Source organism: Parviterribacter kavangonensis, assembly GCF_056863335.1.
Genome location: NZ_JBXPJA010000001.1, coordinates 3,112,632 through 3,135,357, shown reverse-complemented (window position 1 = coordinate 3,135,357; position 22,726 = coordinate 3,112,632). Strand labels below are relative to the sequence as shown.

General features: G+C 75.0%; 15 protein-coding genes. 5 read left to right on the top strand and 10 right to left on the bottom strand.

Annotation, left to right across the window (positions count from 1 at the left end; translation table 11 throughout):
- Positions 1-5 precede the first annotated feature (5 nt).
- From AC1UE4_RS15695 to AC1UE4_RS15680, 4 genes are all read left to right on the top strand, one after another.
- The gene (locus tag AC1UE4_RS15695; protein WP_482918176.1) at positions 6-2,798 is read left to right on the top strand and encodes an ATP-binding protein; all 2,793 of its coding nucleotides are present in this window, start codon (positions 6-8) and stop codon (positions 2,796-2,798) included.
- A gap of 125 nt (positions 2,799-2,923) precedes the next feature.
- On the top strand, positions 2,924-3,802 hold the full coding sequence (locus AC1UE4_RS15690) for an alpha/beta fold hydrolase (protein WP_482918175.1): 879 nt from the start codon (positions 2,924-2,926) through the stop codon (positions 3,800-3,802).
- Complete coding sequence (locus AC1UE4_RS15685) at positions 3,799-4,389, top strand: GNAT family N-acetyltransferase (protein ID WP_482918174.1); 591 nt, start codon at positions 3,799-3,801, stop codon at positions 4,387-4,389. The genes AC1UE4_RS15690 and AC1UE4_RS15685 overlap by 4 nt, the downstream gene beginning before the upstream one ends.
- A gap of 80 nt (positions 4,390-4,469) precedes the next feature.
- Complete coding sequence (locus AC1UE4_RS15680; RefSeq protein WP_482918173.1) at positions 4,470-5,039, top strand: PadR family transcriptional regulator; 570 nt, start codon at positions 4,470-4,472, stop codon at positions 5,037-5,039.
- An 84-nt stretch (positions 5,040-5,123) separates the two neighbouring features.
- Here AC1UE4_RS15680 and AC1UE4_RS15675 read toward each other — a convergent pair whose 3' ends face one another.
- Entirely contained in the window at positions 5,124-6,059 is a 936-nt protein-coding gene (locus AC1UE4_RS15675) for an SGNH hydrolase domain-containing protein (RefSeq protein ID WP_482918172.1), read from the bottom strand.
- A gap of 55 nt (positions 6,060-6,114) precedes the next feature.
- Here AC1UE4_RS15675 and AC1UE4_RS15670 point away from each other — a divergent pair, with 55 nt between their 5' ends.
- Positions 6,115-7,470: a type 2 periplasmic-binding domain-containing protein gene (locus tag AC1UE4_RS15670; RefSeq protein ID WP_482918171.1), complete on the top strand. Its 1,356-nt coding sequence runs from the start codon at positions 6,115-6,117 to the stop codon at positions 7,468-7,470.
- Here the strand turns inward: AC1UE4_RS15670 and AC1UE4_RS15665 are convergent, their stop codons facing one another.
- Genes AC1UE4_RS15665 through AC1UE4_RS15625 form a run of 9 tightly spaced genes read right to left on the bottom strand, consistent with a single transcriptional unit; the run spans position 7,471 to position 22,714 of the window.
- Positions 7,471-8,160: a carbohydrate deacetylase gene (locus AC1UE4_RS15665; RefSeq protein ID WP_482918170.1), complete on the bottom strand. Its 690-nt coding sequence runs from the start codon at positions 8,158-8,160 to the stop codon at positions 7,471-7,473.
- On the bottom strand, positions 8,157-9,044 hold the full coding sequence (locus AC1UE4_RS15660) for a phosphotransferase family protein (RefSeq protein WP_482918169.1): 888 nt from the start codon (positions 9,042-9,044) through the stop codon (positions 8,157-8,159). The genes AC1UE4_RS15665 and AC1UE4_RS15660 overlap by 4 nt, the downstream gene beginning before the upstream one ends.
- Positions 9,041-10,153 carry a glycosyltransferase gene (locus AC1UE4_RS15655; RefSeq protein WP_482918168.1) on the bottom strand — a complete coding sequence of 371 codons (1,113 nt, stop codon included), beginning with the start codon at positions 10,151-10,153 and terminating at the stop codon, positions 9,041-9,043. Before AC1UE4_RS15655 ends, AC1UE4_RS15660 begins: the two co-directional genes overlap by 4 nt.
- Complete coding sequence (locus AC1UE4_RS15650) at positions 10,150-11,352, bottom strand: glycosyltransferase (protein ID WP_482918167.1); 1,203 nt, start codon at positions 11,350-11,352, stop codon at positions 10,150-10,152. Before AC1UE4_RS15650 ends, AC1UE4_RS15655 begins: the two co-directional genes overlap by 4 nt.
- Positions 11,349-12,500 carry a glycosyltransferase gene (locus tag AC1UE4_RS15645; RefSeq protein WP_482918166.1) on the bottom strand — a complete coding sequence of 384 codons (1,152 nt, stop codon included), beginning with the start codon at positions 12,498-12,500 and terminating at the stop codon, positions 11,349-11,351. Before AC1UE4_RS15645 ends, AC1UE4_RS15650 begins: the two co-directional genes overlap by 4 nt.
- Positions 12,497-13,882: a glycosyltransferase family 2 protein gene (locus AC1UE4_RS15640; protein WP_482918165.1), complete on the bottom strand. Its 1,386-nt coding sequence runs from the start codon at positions 13,880-13,882 to the stop codon at positions 12,497-12,499. The genes AC1UE4_RS15645 and AC1UE4_RS15640 overlap by 4 nt, the downstream gene beginning before the upstream one ends.
- On the bottom strand, positions 13,879-18,393 hold the full coding sequence (locus tag AC1UE4_RS15635; protein WP_482918164.1) for a glycosyltransferase: 4,515 nt from the start codon (positions 18,391-18,393) through the stop codon (positions 13,879-13,881). The genes AC1UE4_RS15640 and AC1UE4_RS15635 overlap by 4 nt, the downstream gene beginning before the upstream one ends.
- Positions 18,390-20,207 (bottom strand): ABC transporter ATP-binding protein, encoded by a 1,818-nt coding sequence (locus AC1UE4_RS15630; RefSeq protein WP_482918163.1) that lies wholly within the window; start codon positions 20,205-20,207, stop codon positions 18,390-18,392. Before AC1UE4_RS15630 ends, AC1UE4_RS15635 begins: the two co-directional genes overlap by 4 nt.
- Entirely contained in the window at positions 20,204-22,714 is a 2,511-nt protein-coding gene (locus tag AC1UE4_RS15625; RefSeq protein ID WP_482918162.1) for a glycosyltransferase family 2 protein, read from the bottom strand. Before AC1UE4_RS15625 ends, AC1UE4_RS15630 begins: the two co-directional genes overlap by 4 nt.
- Positions 22,715-22,726: the final 12 nt, after the last annotated feature.

Genomic DNA, 22,726 nt, shown 5'->3' with positions numbered 1-22,726 from the left:
GCAGCGTGACCGTCACCCCTGCACCGCTCGTGGGGCGCGACGCCGAGCTGCGGGCCGTCGACCGGCTCCTCGGCGACGACGGCGCGCCACGGGTGCTCGGGATCACGGGGGAGCCGGGGATCGGGAAGTCGCGGCTGCTCGCCGAGGTGCGGTCGCGCGCGGCGGCGCTGGGGCAGCTGGTTCTCGCCGCGCGCGCCGCGGAGCTCGAGCGCGACGTGCCGTTCGCGCTGTGGAGCGAGGCGCTGCCCGCCGGTACGCCGCCGCTGCTGGGCGAGGAGCGGCTCGGGGTCGCGCGGATCGTTCGGACGGTGCTGGAGCGGCTGGGGGCATCGCAGCCGGTGACGCTCGCGCTCGACGACGTGCAGTGGGCGGATCCCGCGTCGGCCGAGCTGCTGACCGTGCTGCTGCAGCGCATGCCGCGCGCCGACGTGCGGATCGCGCTGGCGGCGCGCGTGGGGCGCGCGCCGGTGGTGGAGGGAACGGTCCAGGCGCTCGCGCAGGTGGGCGACGCCGCTCTGCTCGAGGTCGGGCCGCTGCCGCGCCAGGCGGCGGATGCCCTGCTCGGCCCCGGCGTCCTCGGGACGGTCCGCGAGCGGCTGTTCCGCGAGAGCGGCGGCAACCCGTTCTTCCTCGAAGCGCTCGCGCGTGCCGGCCCGTCCGCGGCGACGGGCGGCGTCGAGGCCGGGGCGACCCCGGCCGCGGTGGTCGCCGCGCTCGCCGGGGAGATCGCGGCGCTGGAGCCGTCGGCGCGCGAGTTCGTCCGCGGCGCCGCCGTCGCGGGCGACCCATTCGAGCCCTCGCTGGCGGCCGCCGCGGCGGGGATCGCCGATGACGCCGCCCCGGCCGCGCTCGATGCCGTGCTCGCGGCCGATCTCGTGCGCGCGAGCGAGCACCCGTGGCGGTTCGTGTTCCGCCATCCGCTCGTGCGCCGCGCGGTCTACGCGTCGGCGAGCGAGGCGTGGCGGCTCGCCGCGCACGAGCGCGCCGCCGACGCGCTGGCGGCCCGCGGCGCGAGCCCGGTCGAGCGCGCGCACCACGCCGCACGCGCCGCCCGGCCCGGGGACCTGGCGGCGGTCGACCTCCTCGCCGAGGCGGCCGGCGAGGCCGGCACCGGCGCGCCCGCGACCGCGGCGGCGTGGCTTGCCGTCGCGGAGCGGCTGCTGCCCGCCGGCCCGTCGCACGAGCCGCGGCGGCTCGCGCTGCTGTCGTCGCGCGCGATGGCGCTGGCGAGCGCGGGACGCGCCGTCGAGGCGCGCGACGTGCTCGAGGACCTGTGCGGGCGGCTGCCGGAGAACGCGCCGGAGCGGGTCATCGTGGTGGCGATGCTGGCCGAGCTGATGGCTCTCTGGACGCAGCAGCCGGACGAGGCGCGCGCCCTGCTCGAGCGCGAGCGCGAGGCGGTCGGAGCGAGCCCCGGTGCGGTCGGCGTGCTGTCGCTCGTCATGGCTCGCGAGCGCGCGGTCAACGGCGACCACGCGGCGGCGGAGACCCTGGCGTCCGGCGCGCGCGTGGCGGCGCGCACGGCGGGCGACGCGGCGCTCGAGGCGGAGGCGGCCGCGATCGCCGCCGACGCCGCGCAGTGCCGGCTGCGGCGCGACGACCCGGCGGCGCGCGCGGAGGCCGACGCGCGGATCGCCGAGGCGGCCGAGCTCGTCGCGGCGCTGCCCGACGAGGCGCTGGCGACGCGGCTGCAGGCGCCGCTGTGGCTGTCCGTCGCGCACTTCTTCACGGGGCGCTTCACCGAGATCGTCCCGATCGCCGAGCGCGCGGTGCGCGTCGCGCGGGCGAGCGGCCAGGGGTTGTACCTGCCGACGTACGCGGGCCTGCGGGCGTGGGTGGACGCCGAGCTCGGCGAGCTGGGGCGCGCGGAGGAGGGAGGGGAGGCGGCGCTCGAGAGCGCGCTGCTGACCGGGAACGCGCAGGTCGTCTACTGGACGCACGTCGTCCTCAGCCGGGTGTCGCTGGCGCGCGGGGACGTCGAGGCGGCGCTCTCCCACGGGCGCGCCGCGTGGGACCGGCTCGGCCTCATGCCGTACTCGCAGGCGGGCTACGCGCTCGCCGACGCGCAGCTCGCCGCCGGCGATCCGCACGCCGCGTGCGCGACGTTCGAGACGTTCGGCTGGGTCAACCCGGCGATGTGGACCTTCGATCGCGTGAAGGCGTCGCACATCGCCGTGCGGGCGCTCATCGGAGCGGGTCGCGTGGACGAGGCGGCGGCCATCGCCGAGCAAGCACCTGCGGAGGGCAGCGGGCGGCGCGACGGGGTCTTCGGCGCCGTGCTCGCGCTGGCCGCCGGCGACGTCGCGATGGCGCGGGGAGAGCCGGCCCGCGCGGCCCGCCTCGCGTCCGTCGGCGCGACGCAGGGCGACAGCGGAGCGGTCCCGCTGTGGGCGGCGCGCTGCCGCGTGCTCGCCGGCGAGGCGCTGGCTGCCGACGGTCGCGGCGACGAGGCCCGGGCCGTGCTCCGCCGCGCCGCCGCCGACCTCGACGCCCGCGGCGCGTTCGGCTACCGCGACGAGGCGCTGCGCGTCCTTCGCCGCCTCGGCGAACGCCCGCGCCCCGCCGTCGCCTCCGGAGGCCCCGCCCTCGACACCCGCTTGGAGAGCCTCACCGCCCGCGAACGCGAGGTCGCCCTCCTCGTCGCCGAGGGCCGCACGAACGCCCAGATCGCGGCCCGCCTGCGATTGAGCGAGAGCACCGTCGAGAAGCACGTCTCCCGCGTCCTCGCGAAGCTCGGCGCGGGAACCAGGTCCGGGGTCATCGCCCTCCTCGCCCGCGAGCCCGCCTCGCCCGGCTGAGGCTCCCGGGGTCGCCGTTCGCCGCTCCCGGTCCCCACGTTCCATGGGGGCGTCGACCCCTACGGCGAGCTCTTGGAGGTCATTCTCCATACCGCTCGGGGGGTCGTGGCGGCGACGGTCCCGGCATGCAGTCATCGGCCCGCTCCTTCCGCCTCGACCAGCCCGCCGTCGCGCCGCGCGTCACGAGCCGCGCACCGCTCACGATCGTCGACCACGTCGCCTCCGCCGACGGCACCCCGATCGCCGTCCACCGCCGCGGCAACGGCCCGCCGCTCGTGCTCGTGCACGGCGCCGCCGCCGACCACGCCCGCTGGGCGCCGGTGCTGCCGGCGCTCGCCGAGCAGTTCACCGTCCTCGCCATCGACCGCCGCGGCCGCGGCGCCAGCGGCGACGCCGCCGAGTACGCCCTCGCCCGCGAGGCCGAGGACGTCGCCGCGGTCGCCGAGGCCGCGGATGAGCCGGCGGTCGTCCTCGGCCACTCGTACGGCGGCATCGCGGCCCTGGAGGCCGCGCTGCTCACCGACGCGATCGCCGCGCTCGTCCTCTACGAGGCGCCGGTCGGCTACGTCAAGCCCCCCGGTTCCGTCGTCCGCCGCCTCCGCGACCTCGCCGCGCACGAGGAGTGGGACGCGCTGCTGCGCTGCTTCTTCGAGCGCGTCGCCGGCCTGCCGCCGGAGCAGGTCCAGCTGCTCCGCTCGCTGCCCGCGTGGCAGGCGCGCGTCGCCTGCGCGCCGACGATCCTCCGCGAGGAGGAGGCCAACCGCCGCTACGAGTTCGAGCCGGCGCGGTTCGACTCGCTCGCGGTCCCCACGCTCCTCGTCGAGGGCGGCGAGAGCAGCGAGCCCTTCAAGATCGCCAACCGCGCGCTCCTCGCGACGCTTCCCGGCGCCCACCTCGTCTCGCTCCCCGGCCAGCGCCACGCGGCGATGGACACCGGCACCGAGCTCTTCCTCGACGCCGTCATCCCGTTCATCCACGTTCCGTCTCCGAAGGAGTCCTCATGACCACCGTCGCCAACCCCGTCCGTGTCGCGGGCGCCGCCGACACCGGCCTCGTCGGCCGCTCGCTCGCCAGCGCGTTCCAGGACGATCCCGTCTTCTGCTGGGCCATCCCGGACGCTGTGCGCCGCCGGGCGGTGCTCCCCGGCGTCTTCGCCGCCTGGGCGGAGTTCTTCCTGCCGTTCGGCGCCTCCCACGTCGCGGACGCGCCGGAGGCGGCGACGCTCTGGGCGCCGCGGGGCTGCTGGCCGGACGACGAGGCGCTCGGCGAGCGCGTCGCGCCGGTGCTCGGCCCCGACGCGGAGCGGTTGTTCGCGGTCGCGGAGGTCATCGGCGAGCGCCATCCCGTCGAGCCGCACCACCACCTGCAGTTCATCGGCGTCACCGCCGAGAGCCGCGGCGGCGGCGTCGGTTCGGCGCTGCTCGCCACCGCGCTCGAGCGCATCGACGCGGCGGGCGACCTCGCCTACCTCGACGCCACGAGCCCGGCCAACAAGCGCTTCTACGAGCGCCACGGCTTCCGCGCGACCGAGGAGTACTCCGTGCCTGACGGCCCGCCGCTCTGGTCGATGTGGCGGGTGCCTCGCGCCTGAATCCCCGCTTGACGAACGAGCTATCTCGATATATCGTGATGTATCAGCGATGCATCGAAGAGGAAGGGAGGTGAACAACCATGCATCACTTCATCCACCACCACCATGGCTCCCAGTGCGCGACGTTCGGTCCCGGACCGCGCCGGGGGCGTCGTCCGGGTCCGCCCGGCTTCGGGGGACCGCGCGGGCCGCGCGCTCGCCGCGGTGACGTCCGGACCGCCCTGCTGGTCCTGCTGAGCGAAGAGCCGCGCAACGGCTACCAGCTCATGCAGGCGATCGAGGAGCGGTCGGAGGGCGCCTGGCGGCCCAGCCCCGGCTCGGTCTACCCGACGCTGCAGCAGCTCGAGGACGAGGGGCTCGTGACCCAGCGTGAGCGCGATGGCCAGAAGGCCTTCGAGATCACCGACGCCGGTCGCGAGCGGCTCGCCGAGCGTCCCGAGGGCGCGCCGGCCCCGTGGGACGCCGTCAAGGAGGACGTCGGCCACGGTCCGCGCCAGCTCGTCCATCTCGTCCGCGAGGTCGGGATGGCGGCGACGCAGATCATCCACGCCGGCGACGAGGCTCAGGTCGCCCGCGCACGCGAGGTGCTCGAGGCCACCCGCCGGTCGCTGTACCGGATCCTCGCCGGGGATCCGCCGGAGGAGCGGTAGCTCCGGTCCTCCTTCGACGCCGCGGTCCCGGGCCGCGGCGTCGGCGCGCCGCAAGAGGGTCGCCGCGCGCCCCGATGCCCCCTCTCACCCCGCGCGCCGCATGGCATCCAGCAGCGGCCGGCCGAGCGTCTCGGCGAACAGCGCGTTCATGTGGTTGTCGTCCTTGTAGACGTACGCGCCGCCGACGACGGGGAAGCAGCGGAGCGGCCCGCAGAAGAACCGCGTCAGGTCGAGCATCCGCACGCGCGACCGCCCGCGCGCGGCGGCCGCGCCCGGGTCGGGGACGAGGAACGCCGACCGCGGGACGGAGCACGCGCGGGCCAACGGCAGACCCCGCCGGCGCATCGTGGTGACGCAGTCCGGCGTCGACACCCGCGTCGCCGGGATGTCGCGCAGCACGTAGATCCGCCGCACCGACTTCGGCACCCGGTCGAGCATCGCCCCGAACGCCGACGCGGATCCGCCGTACGCACCGGTTCCGCCCATCGGCCCCCATGACGGCTGCGCCCAGTCCGACACGAAGATCGTCCGCACCCGCGGATGCGCGCGCAGCCACGCGAGCGTCTCGCGATGCAGCCGCCCGCACGCAGCCGGCCCGAGCGCCGGGCTCGAGGGCACCTGCACGCTGAACGGGCAGCCGGCGCGCGCGATCGTCAGCGCCCGCCACCCGCGCGCGTCCGCGACCACCTCGAGCGCGCCCCGCCAATGGATCGCGTGCGAGTCGCCGATCAGCGCGACGGTCGCCCGCTCGCTGCCGTCGGTGACGCCGAACGTGCACGGATCGAACGTCGCGGAACGCCATGCGTCCCGCTGCCGGATGCACGCCGCGTTCTCCCACACGTACGCATCCGACGGCCGCGGGTAGGCGAGCCGCCGCAGCCCAGCGTTGACGCACGGATGCAGCAGGTCGCGCGACGCCGCGCCGAAGCAGCGCAGGTCCGACGGGTCGCCGGCCGTCGCGGACGCCGCCGGCAGCACGCAGGCCGCGACGGCCACGAAGACGAGCAGGCGAGCGCGCACGGGCGCATCATGACCGCACTTGCACCGCACGTCGTGCCGCGGGTACCGTCGCTCCATGAGGCGGTGCGCTGCCGGTCTGCTCCTCGCCGTCGCGGCTCCGCTCGGCGCCGCGCAGGAGGCGCTCGCCACCCACTACCAGGACATGGTCCAGGTCTCGACCTACGCGCCGAGCCGCGTCTACCCCGACGTCCTCACGCTGCCGATCGAGGAGTTCGAGCGAACGCGCCCCCCGACGCGGCTACGCACCGGCGGGCACACCCACCGCCTCTACTGGAACAACACGATCGTCGGCGGCTACACGGTCTCGATGGCGCTCGACTCGATGCGCCGGGCGGGGCAGCGGCCGTCGGGCGTCTTCGCCGACCGCCCCCTGACGGCCGCCGAGCGCCGCCGCTTCAAGGAGGCCGTCCCGCTCTACGACGACGCCGACGTGATGGTCGTCGCGGCCGGCCACCCGGCGTGCCGGGGGCTCACGAAGGCGCAGGCCCGCGGGATCGTGGCGGGGAAGATCCGCCGCTGGTCGCAGATCGTCAGCGGCGCGAACGCCGACGCGATCAGCGTCCGCTACCGCGGCACCAAGGACAACGCCGATCTGCGCTTCGGCGCGTCGTACGTCAGGCAGCGCAGCGGCCGGTACAAGCTGAGCTACCCCGCCGGCTCGCGCGGCTCGGCCGACGGCGGGATCGGCGCCGCCGCCGCAGGGAACCAGGCGATCGCGGCGGTCACGTCGTGGTCGCGCTTCCGCCCGCAGCCCGGCGTCTGCGCGGTGCCGCTCAACGGGATCGGGCCGAGCAACGCCACGATCACCGGCCGCTCGTACCCCGAGGCGTTCCGCGTCACCTACGTCGTGCCGCGCCGGACGATCCGCTTCGGCGTCAACCGCAAGGCCGACCAGCTCCTGCGCGCGTTCCTGGCGTCCTCGAAGGCGAAGACGTACCTCGCCCGCCGCGGTCTGCTCGTCGTCGGCCGCACGCCCGGCGACGAGCCGATCCCGCCGACCTCAACCACCGGCGAGAGCGTCGCCGCGCCCCAGACTGACCACGCCGGCCGGCCGATCACGACGACGCCGGACGCGAACGGGGAGCAGTCGATCGTCGGCCTGCGCCTCGACACGCAGACGCCGGACGGCCGCGAGCGGCTCGTCTTCGACGCGAACGGCTCGTTGCGCCGGCTGCTCTTCGACGCCACCGGCGCGTGCCTCGGGGAGGCGCCCGGCGGCTGGACCGTGAAGGGCGCCTGGCGGTACGCCGAGAACGGCGGCGGCCTCATCGCGCGCCTCGGCTGGTTCGCGGGCGACGGCGTCGACGAGCGCGTCATCGAGCTGCCCGCGGCCGAGCCGGGCACGGCGTACCTCGACGGGACGTCGTACGCGAACGACCCGAACGCGGCGGCGACCTGCGCGCCCGCCTGATCAGGCGAACGAACTGAGCCGCACACCGGCCCGCTCGACCGCGTCGCGCACCGACGGATCGCAGAGCGACTGCAGCTCGGTCAGCCGCTCGTCGGCGTAGTCGGTCTCGAGGTCGATCGTCGCGGCGGGGTGGCAGGCGAGCTCGGTCATGCCCGGCGGCAGGTCGCGGATCAGCCCGGCGAGCGCGTCCGGCGTGATCCCGTCGGGCACGGGCGAGCCGCAGCGGCCCTGCCCGTAGAACGCGCCGCAGTACTGCGCGCGGCCGCCGTGGCGCACGGGGATCCCGAGCCCGCGCCCGATCGCCGCGAGCACCGACGCGACCGGCTCGTCGCGGTGCACGTGCTGGTGGCTGTCCAGGTGCGTCGGCTCACGGCCCACGAGCGTTCGGAACCGGGCGAGCTGCATCGTCACCTCGCGCTCGACCGCAGCCGAGTCACCGACGTCGACGATCCCGTACACGCGCTCCCATTCGCCGTCCGCGTAGGTCCACTCCTCGAGGTCGACGTGCAGCCCGACACCGAGCCGGGGGAGCTGCGCCGCGGCGCCCGCGGCCGCGGCGGAGCTGTCGCCGTACCGGACCATCAGGCTCGTGCTCGTCACGATGCCCTCGAGGTGGGCGCGCACGATGCCCTCGGTGATCCCGGGGCTGCGGCCGAAGTCGTCGGCGTTGACGACGAGCACGCGCGTCATGCGGCCAGCCGATCCGCGTAGGCGACCGCGTCCGCCAGCCAGTCGTGCGCGTGCTCGGCCGGGGGAGACCAGACGCTCGACCAGCCGAGCCACTGCACCGCGACGACGAGCCGCGCCGCCTCGAGCGCGTCGAGCACCGCCGCGGGCGCGTCGGCGGCGGCGACGACCGCGGCGCGGTCCTGCTCGTTCCACGTGCCCGACGTGAGCGCCGCGAGGTCGAGCACCGCCGGCCCCCTGCCCGCCATCTCCCAGTCGACGGTGCGGATCCGCGTCCCGTCGACGAGCACGTTCGCGGGGTAGAGGTCGCCGTGCACGAACGCCCACGGCGAGGCGGCGACCTGCTCGACCGCGTCGGACCAGACCGCGCCGACGCCATCGAGCGCGCCTGCGGGAACGAGCGGGCGAGCGCGGTCCAGCCACGGCAGCAGCGCTTGAGCGTCGTAGCGCAGGAGGTGCGGCGACGCCGCCGGCACGTCGCGCAGCCGGGCGAGCCAGCGCGCCGTCGCCCGCCACGCGCTCGTGCCCGCTTGCCACAGCGGGATCCCCTCGACGTGCTCGAGCAGCAGCCACCAGCGGTCGTGCTCCTCGTCGGCGACCCAGCCGCGCAGCGCCGGCGTGTCGAGCCCGGCGCCGGCGAGGACGTCGCGGTACGCCGCCAGCTCGCGGCGCGGGTCGACGCGGGCGCGGCGCTTAGCTGCGCTGCCCTGCTCGTTGAGCGTGTTCAGGTCCTTCAGCACGAGCCGCTCGACCCTGCCGCTCGCGGTGATGACGTCGAGCCGGTCGAGCGCGAAGCTCGACTCGTGCGCGCAGCGCCGCCGCTCGAGGCGCGCGACCGGCTCGCCGACCGCGCGCTCGACGGCTGCGTGCAGGACGGCGTCGCTCACAGCCGCTCCAGCAGCCGGGGGAGCACGCGGTCCGACGCGAAGACGTCCTCGGCGATCGTGCGCGCCGCGCGGCGGTGACGGGCGTAGTGGCGACGCACGTCGTCGATCGCCGCGGCCGCCTCGTCCGCCGTCTCGAACGCGAGCAGCCCCTCGCCGGTCGGGAGGTCGCCGGCGAACCCGGTGTCCCGGGCGACGACGGGTCGCCCGGAGGCGAGGTAGCAGAGGCTGCGATCGCTGAACCACCCGCACCGCGAGGCGACGTAGCCGCTCTTGGCGACGCTCAGCTCGGCCCACGAGCCGCGGACGAACGCCGCGTACGCATCCGGCGTCGCGGCGACGCGCGCCGGGTCGACGAGCTGCCATCCGTGCGCGTCGAGCGCGGCGAGGTCGTCGGTCTCGTCCGGGTGGATGGCGATGGCCGGCGCGAACCGTGCGTCCGGCGCGCGCTGTGGGAGGTCGATGAGCTCGCGGAGCGCATGTGCCCGCTGGCCGTAGTGCACGCCCTCGTGGTGGATCGACCCGTACGAGCGCCAGTGCCCGACCGTCGTCAGCGCGTCGTGGACGAGATCCTCCGCTACCGGCCAGTGGTCGAGCACGACCGGCTGCTCGGTGGCGATCCACGAGCGTCCGCAGGTCGGGACCGTGCACCCGTCGGACCCGATGCGCCGGCCGATCGTCACGAACCGGTCGTGGCGGTCGAGGCCCATGTCGACGCCCTCGACCGCGTGCCAGAGCTGGTTGAACGCCGGGTCGAGATCGAGGAAGACCCGCGTGCGCGCGGCGGCCAGGACCCCGTCGTCGCGCAGCATCCCCGAGATGTTGAGGAGCACGTCCGCCGGCTCTTCGAGAGCGGCGCGCCCGAGGCCGACGGTCGCGCCGGTCGTGGGATCGAGCAGCGCCGCCGCGCGGGTCAGCGCGAACTGCCGGGTGATCGCGCCGAAGCCTTCGATCACGGCACGTGAGTGCGCCGCCGGCTCGACGAGCACGACGTCGTGCCCGAGCGCCCGCAGCCCGAGCACGTACTGCAGCACCGCCCACGCCGCCCCGCCCTGACCGGGGTCGCCGGCGACCATCCCGCTCACGACGATGCGAAGACGGTCGCGTGTCACGCCGCGACCGCCGCTCTCGCCTGCTCGGCGGAGGACCTCTCCACCGCCAACCCTTCTCCGGCCAGGCCCGCGGCCTCCAGCAACGGCGCGATCGCCACCGGCCCGGCGAAGTGCTCTTCGGCGATCCTCCGCGCGGCCCGCGCGTGCGCCTCCGGCTCGGCGAGGATCTCCCGTGCGCCCGCGAGCGCCTCCTCCGGTGTCCGGAACGCGAGCAGGCCCTCGCCGGTCGGCAGGTCTTCACCGAAGCCGGTGTCCTGCACGAGCGCGGGGCGGCCGGATGCGAGGTACCGCACCGTGCGGTCGCTGAACCAGCCGCTCCGGGTGCCGACGTAGACGCCCTGGGCGGCGGACAGCTCGGCGCCGGACCGCTGCACGAAGCGGCGGAACCCATCGGTCGTCGCGACGTCGGCCGGGTCGTGCAGACGCCAGCCGCCGTCGTGCAGCCGCGCGGCGTCGCGCGCGTCGCCGGAATGGATGTCGAGCGCCACCGCACAGGAGGTTCCGAGCGCCCGCGGCAGGTCGGCGAGCCGGCGGAACTCGTGGGCCTTCACGCCGTGCCCGCCGACCGGCCCGAACGCGCCGCGCCAGCTCGCGACCGTGGTGAAGGCGGCGAGCTCGGGTGGGGCGAGGATCTCCGGCCAGCGGTCGAGCACGACGGGCTGCCGGATCGGCCGCCAGTCGATGCCGGCCGTAGGCAGCTCGCAGCCCGGCCGGCCGACGTTCGCGCCGACGGTGAAGTGCAGCGCGTGACCGCCGAGCCCGATGTCGCGGCCCTCCGCCGCCCACAGCTGGGTGTAGCCGGGGTCGAGGTCGACGAACGCGCGCTGCGCAATGCGGTCGAGCAGCGGCTCCCAGCGCAGGTGCCCGCCGATGTTCACGAGCAGCGCCGCGTCCTCCGCCCGCGCGAGCAGATCGTCCTCGTCCGGGCCGTCGATCCCCTCGCCCGGGCAGACGAGCGCCGCCGAGCCGGCGAAGCCGAACGCGTCGGCCACCGCGCGGAAGACGGCGAGGTTCGCCGACTGCCGGAACGGCGCCGGCCGGCCCGCCGCGTCGACGCACGCGCTCACGTCGATCTGCTCGACGAAGAGCACCTCGAACCCGGCGTCGCGAAGCGCCTCGGCCCAGCTCATGCGCACCCAGACGCTCCCGCCGTGGCGGTGCTTGTTGGCGAGCGCGCCGCTGACGACGATGCGCGTCACCGCACGGCCGCCGCGAGCCGGTCGAGCACCCGCCCGAGCACGACGTCCGATCCGAAGTGCTCCTCCGCGAGCTCCCGCGCCGCCGCGGCGTGGCGAAGCGGATCGGCGAGCACGGACTCGACGCACGCGACCGCCTCGTCGAGCGTCGCGTACGCCAGCAGCCCTTCGCCCGTCGGGTAGAGCTCCTCGAACCCGGTCGCCTGCGCGATCACGGGCCGGCCCGACGCGAGGTAGCAGAAGCTCCGCTCGCTGAGCCAGCCGCTGCGGCTCTCGACGTACATCCCCTTCGCGACCATGAACTCCGCGCGCGACCGCGCGATCGACTGCCGGTACGCGTCCGGCGTCGCGGCAACGCGCGCCGGGTCGGTCAGCACCCAGCCGCCGTCGCGCAGCAGCGCGAGGTCGGCCGTCTCGCACGGGTCGATGTCGAGCGCCAGCTCGAACCGCTCGCCCGTCCGCCGCGGCAGGCGGGCGAAGCGGCGGAACTCGTGGACGCGCAACCCGTAGCGACGGCCCTCGAAGTCGATCGGCCCGTACGCGCCGCGCCATCGCGCGACCGAGGTGAACGGCCCGTCCGGCCGCGGCGCGATGGCCGGCCACGCGTCGAGCACGACCGGCTGCGGCGTCGTGATCCAGTCGATGCTGCACTCGGGCACGGTGCAGTCCGGCTCCCCGATCCGCTCGCCGATCGTGATGTGCGCGTCATGGCCGGCGAACACGTCGGCGAGATCCAGCGCGCGCCACATCTGCCCGAACCCCGGATCGGTGTCGAGGAACACCCGCTGCCGCGCCGCGCCGAGGATCCCCTCGTCGCTCACGTACCCCATGACGTTCAGCAGCAGGTCCGCCGAGCGCACGAACGCGATCACGTCGGGCCGTCTGACACCAAGGGTGCCTGGCACCGAGGTACCAGGCACCTCGGTGCCTGGCCCCACGGTCCATGGCACGCCGGCCTGCTCCATCACCGAGGCGAGCCAGCGGATGCCGGGGTCGTCGGGCTGCGCGCCCGGCAGCTCGTCGACGAAGAGGACGTCGAAGCCGAGGCGGCGGAAGCCGAGCAGGTACTGCAGGTACTGCCACGCGTGCCCCGCCTGGCCGGGCTTCTGCGCGATCGAGCCGCCGACGACGATGCGGCCGCGAGCGGTCACGCGGTCTCCCGGAGGTCGAAGATGACGGTCTCGCCGTCCTCGAAGACGCGGTGGTAGCGCGAGCTGAGATGCGCGGCGAACCCGTCGTAGTGGTCGAGCCACCACCGCGATGGCGCTGGGAGGACGAGGTGCGTCACGCCGTCGGCGCGCTGATCCTCCAGATGCGCGACGGCGCCGGCGCTGTCGCTCGGGTACCCGTCCGGCAGCGTCCGGCGATCGGGGAAGTTCCGGCCGGCGCGGCCGCAGCGGTCCAGCAGCGCCGGGTCCCACTTCGCGACCGCGCCGACGTGCGCGCCGGCGGGGACGACGCGCCGCACCACCGCGGCGGCGCGCGCGAGCGCGTCGTCCCACACCGGGTCCCGCGCCGTCAGCGCCCGCACGCGAGCGCCGAAGCGTGTCCCCTCGAGCCGGTCGGCGAGGCGGCCGAGCATCGCCGCGATCCCGTCCCGCACCGCCGGCCCGTCGTCGATCACGAGGTCGTGCGCGAGGACCGTGGCCATCGCCGTGAGCAGCCGCGGCTGCATCCGCACGCCGAACGCGACCGCCCGCGCCACGCCGTCGACGTCGCCCCGCGTGAACCGGTCGCCGGCGAGCATCAGCGCCTTCGCGGCAAGCCCGGCGAACGCCACCGCCCGCGCATCCGCGGACGCGCCGCGCAGCGCCCACCGAACCACCGCGGCATCGCACCGAAGCCGCTCGCCGGCGGGCGACGTCGCGTGCGAGATCGTCGCGGGGTGCTGGCGGTAGAGAGCTGCGGGCGCGGCGGTGAACGCGACGTCCCCACGCCGCGCGAGCGCCAGCCACATCGCCCAGTCCGAAGAGCTCGCAAGGGGGCGTCGCGTGAAGACCTCGGCCGGGGCGCCGCCGCGGCCGCGCGAGTCCTCTCCGAGGAGCGCGTCTCTCCGCGCGACGACGGTCGAGGTGATCACCTCGTTCGAGGCGAGGAGCTGGCGGAACGCGAAGTCTCCGGGCTCGATGACGTCCTCGGTGAAGGGGGCGGCCCAGCCGGGCTGCTCCTCGCCGTGCGGGCCCACCGCGACGAACCCGCCGTGGACCATGGAGACGCTCGGATGCGCATCCAGCACTGCGACCTGCCGGGCGAGCGCGCCCGGCAGGAGGACGTCGTCGTCGTCGAGCCACGCGACGTACCGCCCGCGCGCCTCGCCGAGCAGGCGCGACCGCGTCGCCGCGACGCCGATCGGCGCGTCGTTGCGCAGGACGCGCACGCCGTCGAACGCGCCGGCGGGCACTGCCGAGGCGTCGTCGCAGACGAGCACCTCGGCGTCGACGCCGTCCTGCGCGAGCGCGCTCGCGATCGCCTCGCCGACCAGCCCCGCGCGGTCGCGCGTGGGGATGCACACCGAGACGGACGGCTCCCTCATGCCGTGACCGGCTCCGCCGACCGGTCGCGCGGCGCCAGCGAGAAGACGACGTAGCCGTCGGGCCGCTCGGCGACGCGCGAGTACGTGTCGTCGAGGTGCGCCGTCAGCTCGCCGTAGTGGTCGAGCCACCAGCCCGACGTCGCCGGCACGACGAGCCACCGGGCGCCGCGCGCACGGAGGTCCTCGAGGTGCTCGATCGCCGCCGCGCTGTCGGCCGGGTGATGGCCGGCGTAGTGCCCCTCGGGCGCCTGCGGGAAGTGCCACCCACGCCCGCGAGGCAGCGCCACCAGCGCGTCGTCGCCACGCGACACGATCAGCACGTCGGCGTCCGCGGGGAGGTTCTCGGCCGCGAACTCGTGCACGCGCTTGACGACCTCGCGCCCGAAGACCTCCTTCTTCAGCCGCTCGGCCCGCGCCTCGGCGGCGTCCAGCTCCGCCTTCAACGCGGTGAGCGCCTGCTCGCGCACCGCCGACCGCACGGGGTGGGTCGCCGGCACGACCGGCGCCACTGGGGCCGGTCGCAGCAGCTCCTGGTAGAGCCGGTCGAAGCGGTCGGTCTGGACCTTCGCGTCGAAGCTCGACACCGCCCGCAGCCGCGCCGACCGGCCGAGCCGCGCGCGCAGCTCCCCGTCGGACGCCAGCTGCGCCAGCCGCTGCGCCAGCGCCAGCGCGTCGCGCCGCGTGACGACGAAGCCGGTCTCGCCGTCGACGACGTTCTCGCCCAGGCCGTCCGCGTCGCTGCACACGACCGGCAGCCCCATCGCCTGCGCCTCGATCGCCGAGACGCAGAAGCCCTCGCTGACGGCGGGGTGCAGGAACGCGTCCGCCCATGCGAGCGTGTCGCGCACCTGGTCGGCCGAGCACGCGCCGAGCAGCTCGACGTGCTCCTCCAGCGCGAGGTCGTGGATCGCGAAGAGCGTCGCCTCGAGGTGCGGCCCGTCGCCGATGATCTTGTACGTCGCGTGCACGCCGCGGTCGAGCAGCTCGCGCACGGCGCGCAGTCCGAACTCGTGGCCCTTCTTCCAGTGCAGCCGGCCGACGCTGACGATCCGCAGCGGCCGCTCGATCGACCCGAGCGGGCCTGCGTCGCGCGCCGGCGGCTCGAACCGCGAGACGTCGACCGCGTCGGTGATGACCGCGTGCGGCCGGTCCGGCGAGCAGCCGCGCCGCTGCGCCCGCGACCACGTGTCGCGCCCGACGAAGTGGAGCATGTCCGCCTGCTTCCAGACGTCGTCGTAGCAGTGCGGGTCCTCGAGCCCGTGGTAGTTGACGTCGTAGCCGCGGAACGACACCACCGACTTCGCGTCGCGCACCGCCGGGACGTCCATCCGCCCGAGCGCCAGCGTCCCGTACCCGAAGTGCACGAGCGCGGGCTTGAGCTCCGTGATCGTCGCCTCGAAGTCCTTCGTCGGGTGCAGCCGCTCCTTCAGGTCCGCGTTGTCGCGCAGGTCGCCGAAGAACTCCCACTGCTCCTTGTTCGAGCGGTTGCAGACGACGTGCACGTCCCAACCGCGCGACCGCAGGTCGAGGAACTTGTTCGCGAAGAACGTCTCCGAGAACTTCGGGAAGTGGTCGGTGACCATCACGATGCGCCCGGCGTTCGCACGGTCGAACCCGTCGCCGCGCTTCGCCGGAGCGGTCGCCGGCGGCGCGACCACGGCAGCGGCCGGCCGCTGGAGGAGCCCGTCGCTCAACGCGCGCGCGGCGGCGCGCACCGGGGAGGACCCCTTCGCGTCGCCCGCGAACTCGCCCGCCCGGATGTCGCGCAGCGGCCACAGGCACTCGGGCGCGAACGGCTCGTCGACGAACTCCAGGCACTGCCGCACGACGGCCTCGGGGTCGGCGAGCAGGTCGTCGTAGGCCAGCCGCAGGACCCGCCCGGAGCCGAGCGTGGTCTCCGCCTCGAGCCCCGCGAGCACCGCGTCCATCCACCGCCGCGCCGCCTGCTCCTCGGTCAGCTTCAGCCGCAGGTACGCGGGGATCTGCGTCCCGCCGGTCGCCCCGGCCGACCCGAGCGGCGGCGCCACGAGCGACTGGATCGCCGCGTCGGCGTCGCGCACGACGTGCACGAACTTCGCCTCGGGGAACAGCCGCGCGAGCTCCGCGACCTCGTGCGTGTGCACCGGGTCGCCGTCGACCCAGCGATCGAGGTTGTCGCCGACCAGCGCCGCCGCGGCGCGGCCGAACGTCCGGCTGAACCGGTCCGCCGTGACCTGCTTGGCCCGCGCACCCGGCTCCTCGCTGCCGATCGTCCGCGCGTGCACCTCCGGCAGCTGGGTCGCCAGCTCGCCGAGCCAGCCCGCGTTCATCACGCCCGGCAGCGCCGGGTGCTGACCCAGAGCGCAGGCGAGCATGCTCACGCCCGACCGGTCGGCCCCGATGACGAACACCGGCCGCGGCGGGCCGCCCTTCTTCGCGCGCGCCGACGGCGCCGCGGGCGGCTCCGGGCGCACCGGGTCGGGGAGGTCCGGGCGGCGCAGCTCCGGCCCCGCGAGGTGGCGCAGCCCGACCGGCGGCGCGGTGGCGATCGGCGAGAGGTCGGGCGCCTCGCCGGCGGCGGCCAGCTCCGCGTTGGACCGCGCACGGTCCCACAGCATCTCCATGACGCGCTTGCGCTCGGGCGAGCCGAGACCCGTCGCCTGCGCCGTCGTCAGCGAGTTGCGCCGGATGCGGCGGAAGTAGTGGTGCCCGGTGACGTTGACGACCTTCGCAACGTGCTGCGCGCGGCGCAGCAGCTCGGCGTCGCCGCTGAACCGCAGGCCCGACGAGAAGCCGCCGAGCGCCATCACGAGATCGCGCGACACGATGCTCGTCGGGTGCAGGAGCGGGAAGCCGGTCGGCTTCTCCTCGAACACCGCGTTGACGTCGACCGGCCACGCGATCGGCGCGACCTCGGGCTCCTCGCAGAAGACGCGCATCTCCTGCGTGCCGATCAGCTCGGCGCCGGTCGCCTCGCCGGCGGCGAGCAGGTGCTCGAGCCGGTCGGGCGCCGACCAGTCGTCGGCGTCCTGGAAGAGGTACGCGTCGTAGTCGGTCTCCTCGATGACCTGCTGCACGAGCCGGTACGGCCCGACGTTGCGGTCGGCGTGCAGCAGCGTCACCGTCGGGTGGCGCTTGACGATGTCGACCGGCGGGGCGTCCGACGCGTCGTCGATGACGACGATCCCGTCGACCGGCCGGGTCTGGCGCGTCAGGGATGCGAGCGCGTCGTCCAGCCACTCCTCGCACTCGAAGTGCGGGATGAGCGCGAGCACCTTGCTCGCCTTCGTGATCGGCCTGCGGTCCATGGACTGCGCACCCTTCTGCGTCGTGTTGCTCGTCGTGGTCGTCTTGCTGGTCGCCGCGACGCCGAGCGCCGACAGCAGGTCGCCGAGCACGCGCTCGGCGTCGAAGTGCTGCCGCGCGATCGCCGCGGCGGCGCGGGCGTGGCGGGCGTGATCGGCCTCGACGGCCTCGATCGCCGCGAGCGCGCCGTCGAGGTCGTCGATCGCGAACAGGCCCTCGCCGGTCGGCAGGACGCGCCCGAACGCGGTGTCCTGCGTGATCACCGGCCGGCCCGCCGCGAGGTACGTGGCGCTCCGGTCGCTGAACCAGCCGGTCCGGAAGCGGACGTTCTGCTCCTTCGCGACGGTGAACTCGCCGCGCGAGCCGCGGATGAACGCGCGGTACGCGTCGACGTCGTGGCCGAAGTCGAGCGCGTGGCGGACCTTCCAGCCGCGCCGCTCGAGCGTCGTCTTCACGCCGGGGCTGTACGAGCTCAGAGCGAGCTCGAACGGCCGCCCCGACCGCACGGGCAAGTCGAGGAAGCGCGCCCACTCGCGGTCCTTGCTCCACGAGTACGACTGCCCCTCGTGCGAGACCTCGCGCCACGGCTGGCGCCAGTTGCCGATCGTGGTCCAGGCGGCACCCTCGCCCGCGGGCGACGGAGCGTCCCACAGGTCGCACACGACCGGCTGGCGCGTGGGCAGGAACGTGAAGCGGTCGCTGACCGGCAGGTCGCAGCCCGGCCGGCCGAGGTTCTCCGCGAAGGTGAAGAACGCGGCGTGCGGCGCGAGGAAGTCGATCGTGCTCTCGAGGCCCTCGTGCAGCTCGAGCTCGAGCTGCACCGGGTCGGTCTGCAGGTAGACGAGGCGGCCGCCCTCGGCGTGCTCGGGCTGCGGCTCGGTGCCGCCGTGGAGGTTGATGATCAGCTCCGCCTCGCGGTAGAGCGCGCGCAGCCGCTGCGGGCTCATGCCGAGCACGGGGCTGCCCTCGTCGTGGATCGCGTGGTACGCCCAGCGATCGCCGAGGTCGAAGCGCCGCATGACGTCCTCGATGAACCGCGCGGCGCGCCCGGCGCCGTCGTCGGTCTCGGTCTCCATGAACATCGACGGCACGCGGCCGTGCGCCTCGACGTAGTACGGCTCGAAGCCGAGCGCGCGGAAGCCGAGCAGGTAGTGCACGGTCTGCCACACGACGCCGGGGACCGGCATCTTGGCCATCATCCCGAGCACCACGATCTTGCGGCTCATGCGGCCTCCTCCAGCGCCGGCGGCTCGCCGGCCGGCTCCATGGTCTGGGCGTCATGCAGCTCGCGGTACAGCCCGCCGCGCGCCATCAGGCGCTCGTGTGTGCCGAGCTCCGCGACGCGGCCCTGGTTGATGACGACGATGAGGTCGGCGTCGCGCACCGTCGACAGCCGGTGGGCGACGGTGAACGTCGTGCGGCCCTCGCTGAGCCGGTCGAGCGCGTCGAGGATCACCGCCTCGGTGCGCGAGTCGATCGAGGACGTCGGCTCGTCGAGGATGAGCAGCGGCGCGTCCTTGAGGAACGCGCGCGCGACGGAGATCCGCTGGCGCTCGCCGCCGGACAGCAGCGCGCCGCGCTCGCCGAGCTGCGTCGCGTAGCCCTCGGGCAGCGCGGCGATGAAGTCGTGCGCGTTCGCCGCGCGCGCCGCCGCCTCGATCTCGTCCTGCGTCGCGTCGAGCCGGCCGTAGCGGATGTTGTCGGCGATCGACGCGGAGAAGAGCAGCGGCTCCTGCAGCACGACGCTGAACTGGTCGCGGACCGAGGCGATCGTGAGATCGCGCAGGTCGTGGCCGTCGAGCGTGATGCGGCCGTGCTTCGGGTCGTAGAAGCGCGGCAGCAGGCTCATCAGCGTGCTCTTGCCGGCGCCGGTCGGGCCGACGACCGCGACGCGCTGGCCGGGCTCGACGGCGAAGGTGACCTTGCGCAGCGTGCCGTCGCGCCGGGGGTAGTGGAAGTAGACCTGCTCGAACGCGACGCGGCCCTCGGCGCGGCCGAGCGCGATCGCGTCGGGCTTCTCGGTGATGTCGACGTGCGCGTCGAGGAGCGCGAACGCGCTGCGCAGGCTGATGAACTGCTGCTGCAGCGAGCTGATCGTGTTGCTGATCATCTCGAGCGGCTTGTACATCGACGCGACGTAGCCCATGACCACGAGCAGCTCGCCCGTCGTCATGTCGCCCTGCAGCACGTGCCACGCGCCGAACCCGAGGACGCCCGCGGTGCCGGTCGCGGTGATCATCGTGACCACGAGCGAGAACACCGTCTGGCGGACCGTGAGCTTCACGCGCGCGTTCACGGCCTCCTCGGACTGGCGGTAGAAGCGGCCGTGCTCGTGGTCCTCGCGGCCGAACGCGACGATCACGCGCAGCATCGCCATCGTCTCGTGGACGATGCTGAGCGACTGGCCCTCGAGCTCGCGGACGCGGTAGACGGTCGGCTCGATGCGCTTCGCGTAGTAGCCCGCGGACGCGTAGATGCACGGCACGACGGTGAGCGCGATCAGCGCGAGCACCGGCTCGATCCGCACCACGATCACGAACATCCCGATGAGCGTCAGGGCGCTCTTCAGCAGCGGCGGGACCGCGACGGTGACGGATCCCAGGCTGCCCGCCTGGTTGTTGATCTGGTACATCAGCTGGCCCGTCTTCTTCGCGTCGTGGTACGCGAGCGACAGCCGCTGGGCGTGGACCATCATGCGGCTGCGCAGGTCGAGGACCATGCTCTGGTCGAGCCTCGTGGTGACGTACTCGTCGATGACCGCGAGGCCGTGCTCGAGGCCGGTGACCACGAGCCCCGCGACGACCGCGACGACGAGCAGCTGCTTGGGATCGAGGCTGCCGAGCCCGCCGAGCAGCGACGGCAGCGGCTTGTCGCCGAGCACCGTGTCGACGAGGATCGCGAGCGGCCACGGGGCAAGCAGCGCCATCGCCGACGACGCGGCGACCAGCACCAGCGACGTGAAGGCGAGCCGCCGGTGCGGCCGGGCGTACGGCAGCACGCGCCGGTAGTCCCCGAGGAACGCGAAGGGGTGGTCGCTCATCGCTCCGTCGCCGCCGCGGTCGCGATGCCGCATTCGGTGATGGCGAAGACCGCGAGCGCGACGAACGCGATCGCGGACGGGACGACCGCCCACGATGCGGCGGCGAAGCAGGCGGCCGTCAGCGCCGCGAGCACGACGAGCGCGGCGCGCGCCGTGCGGGCGAGACGCGGCCAGGTGCGCAGCCGCATGAGCTGCGCGCCGCCGCCGTGGTCCTCGAGCGTCGCGCGCAGCCGGACGCCGCCGAGCGCGCCGGCGCTGGCCTGCAGCTCCCAGCGGTCGAACGCGCCGCCGCGGCGGACGCGCGCGCCGCGGGCGCGCAGCGCGGACTCGAGCGCCGTCATCCGGGCGGGCAGGTCGCGCGGCTGCTCGAACCACAGGCAGTCGACGCGGGGGAGCGGGAAGCGGAAGCCGGCGAGGCGGGCGCGGCGCCACGGCGTCAGCCCGCGCGTGAGGCGGCCGCGGAGCCGCGCCGCCGGCTGCATCACGAAGAGCGCCGCGGTCAGCGCGCGCAGCGCGAACCGCTCTCCCCGCGTGCGCGCCTCGCCCACGTCGCAGCGCGCGCCCGCCCGCGCCGCGACGCCGAGCAGCAGCCCGATCGCCGCGATCAGCGGCAAGAGCGCCAGCGCGAACGGCCGCACGAAGAGGCCGCCGGCCGACAGCGCGGCGAGGACCGCGATGACGAGCAGCCACTCCGGCGTCGTCGCCAGCGTCGGCAGCAGCCCGGCCGTGCGCTCGTGGGCGGACTGGAACGGCTCGCTGCCCCACGTGCCGTAGTAGACCCGCGACCGGCGCAGCGGGTGCAGGATCCCGCGCCCGTACAGCCGCCCCGCCCAGGTCAGGTGGCCGGGCGCGTTGTACTTCGCCGGCCACTTGCGCTCCAGCAGCGCCTCCGCCCGGCCGTAGCCGCGCTGCTGGCGCCAGAACGTCCGCACGCTGCCGCGGCGGTGGTGCAACACGACCGCGGACGGGTGGAACCCGAGCGTCCACCCGCGCTCCTGCAGCCGCCAGCAGACGTCGACGTCGTCGCCGGCTACGCGGAACTGCGCGTCGAAGCCGCCGATGCTCAGGAGCCGGTCGCGGCGGAAGGCCATGTTGCAGCCGGGGATGTGTTCGGCGACCGTGTCGGACAGCAGCACGTGCACGGGGCCGCCGGGCGCGTTCGCAACGCCGGCGGCGACGAGGCCGTCGCCCGGCACCGGCAGGTTCGGTCCGCCGATGCCCGCGTGGTCGCTGCGCAGCAGCGCGCCGACGAGGTACCCGAGCCAGTCCGGGTCGGGCGTCGCGTCGTCGTCGATGTACGCGACGACCTCACCGGAGGCCGCCTCGAGCGCGGTCGTGCGCGCGGCGCTGAGCCCCCGGTTCGGCGTCGAGATGAGCGTGACGTCGTGCGCGCGGGCGATCGCCGCGGTCGCGTCGGTCGAGCCGTCGTCGACCACGATCACCTCGACGTCGGGGTACCGCAGCCGAGCCAGCCCGGCCAGGCACTCGTCCAGCGTCGCCGCGCCGTTGTAGGTGCAGACGAGCACGGACGCCTTCGGCCACGTCACGCCGACGCGGAACGGCGCGTCGGCGAACGCCTCCTCGACGGCGAGCAGCGCGGGCTTGCGCCGGCGGTCGCGGTCGGTGAGCCCGAAGTCCCAGTCGTCGACCGCGTGCTCGCCGCGGTGCCACTCGTCGGTCCACGCGAAGACGAACGCGCCCGCGCATCCCGACCGGAACGCGGCACGCAGCTGCCAGTCGAGCGCGTCGGCCTGGCGGTCGGTCCCGTTGCGGCGGCTGTCGAGCCCGACCTCCGCCATCAGCAGCGGCCGCTCCCCGGCGAGGTTGTGCAGGCGCGCGAGGTAGCGCTCGAGGTCCTCGCGCTCCTCGAGGTAGACGTTGAACGACACGACGTCGACGAACGGCAGCCGCAGGTACTCGGTGCTCGGGAAGTTGACGTACGTGACGAGCGCGCCCGGGTCCTCCTCGCGCACCGCCGCGCAGAGCCGGCCGAGGAACCGCTCGACGCGGCGCGGGCCGTGCCAGCGGACGATCGGCGCCGGGATCTCGTTGCCGACCGCGAAGCACAGCAGCGCCGGATGCGCCGCGCAGCTGCGCACCGCGTCGCGCACGCGCTGCTCGATCGACCGGCGGCGCTCGGCGTCGTCGAGGAACGCGACGTGCTGCTCCCACGGCAGCCCCGCCAGCACCCACAGCCCGTGCTCCAGCGCGATGTCGAGGACCCACCGCGGCGGCGTCTCGTAGGTCCGCACCGCGTTGATGCCGCTCGCCGCCATCGCCGCGAAGTCGGCGGCGATCTGCTCGGGCGTCCCGAACCGCTCGCCGGCGTCGTCGGGGGCGAACGTGCCGTAGGTCACGCCGCGCACCCACAGCCGCTCGCCGCCGGCGGCGAGGAAGCGGCCGTCGACGACCGGGCGCGGACCGCCGGCGACGGGGCGCGGGCCGGACGGCTCCGGCGTGGGAAGGTCGGGGCGCGCGGCGCGCGCCGGGGGAAGCAGCGTGGTCAAGGCGGTGGGGAC

Bases quoted from the DNA above. Each gene is read 5' to 3' on its own strand.
- AC1UE4_RS15690 (WP_482918175.1), top strand. From the start codon at position 2,924: ATGCAGTCATCGGCCCGCTCCTTCCGCCTCGACCAGCCCGCCGTCGCG.
- AC1UE4_RS15685 (WP_482918174.1), top strand. From the start codon at position 3,799: ATGACCACCGTCGCCAACCCCGTCCGTGTCGCGGGCGCCGCCGACACC.
- AC1UE4_RS15680 (WP_482918173.1), top strand. From the start codon at position 4,470: ATGCATCACTTCATCCACCACCACCATGGCTCCCAGTGCGCGACGTTC.
- AC1UE4_RS15670 (WP_482918171.1), top strand. From the start codon at position 6,115: ATGAGGCGGTGCGCTGCCGGTCTGCTCCTCGCCGTCGCGGCTCCGCTC.
- AC1UE4_RS15665 (WP_482918170.1), bottom strand. From the start codon at position 8,160: ATGACGCGCGTGCTCGTCGTCAACGCCGACGACTTCGGCCGCAGCCCC.
- AC1UE4_RS15640 (WP_482918165.1), bottom strand. From the start codon at position 13,882: ATGAGGGAGCCGTCCGTCTCGGTGTGCATCCCCACGCGCGACCGCGCG.
- AC1UE4_RS15635 (WP_482918164.1), bottom strand. From the start codon at position 18,393: ATGAGCCGCAAGATCGTGGTGCTCGGGATGATGGCCAAGATGCCGGTC.
- AC1UE4_RS15630 (WP_482918163.1), bottom strand. From the start codon at position 20,207: ATGAGCGACCACCCCTTCGCGTTCCTCGGGGACTACCGGCGCGTGCTG.